Origin of the sequence: Streptacidiphilus monticola (genome assembly GCF_042658505.1) — a bacterium.
Taxonomy (GTDB): Bacteria; Actinomycetota; Actinomycetes; order Streptomycetales; family Streptomycetaceae; genus Streptacidiphilus; species Streptacidiphilus monticola.
This window is the reverse complement of the sequence record NZ_JBHSQJ010000078.1, coordinates 49,032-53,146: the sequence shown is the minus strand read 5'-3', so window position 1 is coordinate 53,146 and position 4,115 is coordinate 49,032. Positions and strand designations below refer to the sequence as shown.

Here is a 4,115-nt window from a genome sequence, read left to right as displayed (position 1 = left end):
ACCGCCCGGACCCCGGGCAGGCAGGCCAGCGGATCCACCGCCAAAGCCGAAGGAGCAGAAACAGGAGGTTGGAAGGGGGCGGTCCAGGCGGGGGACGGGGCCTCCGGGACAGCGCCGGACGCCTTGGTCATCTCACCCTCGCCCCCGTACATCGAGGCGTCCATGGAACAATTATGGACCCGTTCCCGGCCGCCCCGCAAGGCATTTCCGGCACTATTTCCCGGGTATTTTCCGGGCGTCCCGGTAAAACGTTTCCGCACCCGCCCGACGCCCGACGCCCGCCCGTCCCGCAGGCCGACGACGACGCCCGCCCCGCGCCCGCTGCCGTGGTCGCGTCTTTTCCGCGAGCGGAGCGAGCAGCACGCACCCCGGCCCCGCCCAACGGCGAATGCCGTTGCAAACGTCCCGCGAAAATCTAAGGCGAGCCGCACCTTCCCGCTCAGCTCCATCCGTGAAATTGCGTCATTTTCTCATTGCGTTCTGTGCGTGGTGCTTATCCCGTGGATTGCTATTCATCTCGGCGGCGCGGAAGGACTCGAGAAGCCGATGCCGGCGAGGGACCAGACGCAGTGAGCACGGCCTCGACCCACCCTCCCGTCGTGCTGGTCGGCTTCGATGCGGAGGTGCCGAAGCCGGAAAGGTCGGCGCGATGCAGGACGGTGGCAACTGGGGCTCCGAGTGGTCGGCGACCGTAGGCCGCCCCGCCCTGAGCCAGCCGTCGCTCCTGACCGGTCGTCACCACTGCCAGCCTGCAAGGGAATGTCCGAGGCTTCCAGGTCTGCCGCGCCGTATGGACGACCGTCCTCCGCATACGGACGGGGGGCGTGTGGAACTGATCCCGGTTCTCCTATCATGTGTCTGTTTGTTGGCCGAACGACAAGTGTGACGGGCGAGCGAGAAGGCAGGGGGAGCCGACTGATGGGCACCGGGTACGAGGTCGATCTCCAGTACTTGAAGGACACCGTGACGAAGCTTCAGGGCCTCGTCGAGGACATGGACGGCGCGCACTGCACCGCCACCTACGACGTGAACCTGACGCGCAACCAGCTCGGCAACGAGCACTTCCTGGAAGCAGGCTTCCTGCACAAGGCGCACGACAACATGCAGGAGTCGATCCGCAACATGATCAAGACCCTGCAGGCGATGATCCAGGAGTTCACGGACAAGACCAACAGCGCGCACAACGCCTACTCGCAGCACGAGCAGGCGGCTGCGGGCGGCTTCGGGGCGCACTGATGACCTACTACGACCCCACCGCTGAGCAGCAGATCTACCAGTACCAGCAGCAACAGCAGCAGCAGGCCGACAACCAGTGGAAGTCGGTCGAGCAGCAGCACCGCGGCGGCAGCCAGCCGGGCCATGGTGGCTTCACCACTGACTTCGAGTCGCACGGTGGCGGCCTCAAGGGCCTCCGTAACATGATCATGCACACCGATCCTGAGGCGATGCACAACGTCGCCGCACGCTGGACGGCGATCCACGACTCGCTGAATGAGACGGCAGGCCAGCTCAAGACTCACGTCAACAACCTGCTCGAGAACTGGTCCGGCGACTCCGCCGAGGCGTTCCGGACCAATGCAACCAACCTGCACACGAGTCTGACTAACGGGGCGCAGTACGCCCAGAACGCGTCGGCGGCCATGTCTGACGCCGCGTTCGCGCTCCAAGAGGCCAAGAACAACATGCCCGACGAGCCCAGCCTTTGGGATCGGGGTAGTCGGGCTTTGACGAGTGAGCGGCAGGACTGGCAGTTCAAGCAGGACGCGGCCCAGTACGGACTTGAGGCGGCGCTCAAGAAGGACGGCGGCCAACTCTCCGCGAACGAGGAGGCCCACCAACAGGCCGTCGTCGTCATGGAGAAGCTGGGGACGAAGTACAACGAAGCATCTGCCAAGTTGGACGAGCGTCCCGTCCGCGGCGGTGACGGTGGCGTATGGCCTCCCGCACCGAGCAAGACCTATCAACCGGTGGGGAGCTCCGGGGGAACCAGCACGTCGCCCAAGCACGAAGGCATGGTGACCGGCCACGGTGGTGACCCCGGCGGCCACGGCGGAGTCACCGGCGTGCGCGACCCCGGCACAGGCGGAACCACGCACTACCCGACCGACCCCACGGGCGGCATCCACGGCGGCAGCGGCGGCGGAAATGTCCCCAACCCGACGACCACCATCGACGGCGGGCCGGGCGGCCCCCACAGCGGTGGCGGGCTCGACCACGGCACCGGTGGAGACCCCAACTACCACGGCATCGGACTCGGTGACGGCGGCGGTGGCGGTGCCGCGAACGGCGCGCACGGCGGCCTCTACGGTGGCATGGGTCCCCTTGGGACCGGCGGCGCAGGCGAAGGGGGGGTTCTGGGTGGCGGTCGTCGCGGCAGCCGACTCGGCGGAGCAGCCGGCGAAGGCGCCCTTGGAGCAGGAGCCGAGAGCGAGGAAGCACTGGCGGCTCGCAACGCCCGCCTTGCAGCGGCCAAGGAGCGCGCAGCTGCTGAAGCCGCGTCAGGTGAGCGCGGTGGCACCGGCATGGGCATGGGGATGGGCGGTCTCGGCCGTGGCAACTCCAGCAAGAAGAAGCGCAAGGCCCGAGCCGGTTATCTTGTCGAGGACGAAGAGACCTGGGATGTCGACGGGGAGCCGAACCCCAACGTGATTGACTTCTGAGGTCCGGACGAAGGGGAACCGAATGGGCTTCGCGCAAGCACTGCGTGCAGTCGGCGGTGCGGTGTTGGCGGGAGCCCTGGTTCTCGGCGTCTCGCCTGCCGCCCAAGCGAACGACGGAGCGAGGGCCGCACAGTGGCCGCTCAAGGCTTACGAATTGAGCACCAAGGTCTGGCCGCATTCCAAGGGCAAGGGCGTGATCGTCGCCGTCATCGACTCCGGCGTCCGGGCCTCCCATCTTGACCTCCATGGTCAGGTGCTGTCAGGCGTGGACTACGTTCACGGCGGCAACGGGCAGAAGGATTACTCGCCGGAGGGACACGGGACGGGTCTAGCGAGCCTCATCGCCGGCCACGGCCATGGAGCTGGTGAGCAGGACGGGATCATGGGCGTTGCGCCGGACGCCAAGATCCTTCCAATCGGTGTAGGTGAGCCCACCCAGACTTGGGCGGTGGACAAGGGTATTCGCTATGCCGTCGACCACGGCGCCAAGGTCATCAACCTCTCACTTGGCCAGGCGGGGACCGGAGACCCGGTCGAGGAAGATGCCATCGCCTATGCCGAGCAGCACGATGTGGTCGTCGTCGCAGCCGCTGGCAACGCAGGAATCGACGAGGACGAATATCCCGCTTCCTATCCCGGCGTGGTCTCCGTCGGCGGCGTCGACGAGAACGCCCAGCTGTGGAGTGGTTCCAGCTACGGCAAGCACCTCGTCCTCATGGGCCCTGCCACCAACATCGTCCGGGATAGCAACGGATCCGACACCCAGATGTACAAGGGTGACGGAACCTCCTACGCCACTGCCTTCGTCTCCGGCATCGCCGCTCTCGTGCGGTCCGCGCACCCGGACTTCACGCAGGGGCAGACGATCAACTACATGATCAAGATGGCCAACCCCGGCCCCGGCCAGAAGGGTTGGAACGACCACTACGGCTACGGCATCGCCACCGCCACCGTCGCCAAGAACATCGACCCCGGCCCCAAGGCCGGCCCGCTGCCTCAGTCCAAGCGGCTGTACAGCGACTCCTCGGCCAGCCCGTCCTCCGGCTCCGCCGGTGGAGCCGGGAACGGGAGCGGGTCCAACTCGGGGGGAAGCCAGGCAAGTTCCGGGAGCAGCAGCGGCAGCAAGGCGCTCGTCGCGCTCGCCGGAGGCGTGGCGCTCGTCGTCTTCGCGATCGTCGTGCTGGTGATCGTGCTGCGTCGGCGCAGCCGCCGCCGCTCCGCCGGGGCGGGGCAGCCCCCGCAAGGCGGGTTCGGCCCTGGAGGGCCTGGTGCCGGATACGGCGGTCAGCAGCCCTACCAGCCGCCGCAGCAGTACTACCAGTCACAGCCCCCGCACGCCCAGGGCGGCGGTCAGTACCCGCCGAACCAGCAGTACTCGAACCTGCCGAACTACCAGGACCCCAACGCCCGGTAGACGAACGGCAGCGGGCACCACGTGAGAGGGCCCGGACGGAT

At 67.3% G+C, this 4,115-nt stretch carries 3 protein-coding genes; all 3 read left to right on the top strand.

Translation table 11 applies throughout. The features are described 5' to 3' along the window. Positions 1-918 precede the first annotated feature (918 nt). The 3 genes from ACFP3V_RS19230 (at position 919) to ACFP3V_RS19220 (ending at position 4,074) form a co-directional block, all read left to right on the top strand. Complete coding sequence (locus tag ACFP3V_RS19230) at positions 919-1,236, top strand: hypothetical protein (RefSeq protein ID WP_380585041.1); 318 nt, start codon at positions 919-921, stop codon at positions 1,234-1,236. Next, positions 1,236-2,660: a WXG100 family type VII secretion target gene (locus tag ACFP3V_RS19225; protein ID WP_380585039.1), complete on the top strand. Its 1,425-nt coding sequence runs from the start codon at positions 1,236-1,238 to the stop codon at positions 2,658-2,660. Before ACFP3V_RS19230 ends, ACFP3V_RS19225 begins: the two co-directional genes overlap by 1 nt. A gap of 154 nt (positions 2,661-2,814) precedes the next feature. Further along, positions 2,815-4,074, top strand: a complete 1,260-nt coding sequence (locus ACFP3V_RS19220; protein WP_380585037.1) for a S8 family serine peptidase — start codon at positions 2,815-2,817, stop codon at positions 4,072-4,074. The last annotated feature ends 41 nt before the right edge of the window (positions 4,075-4,115 follow it).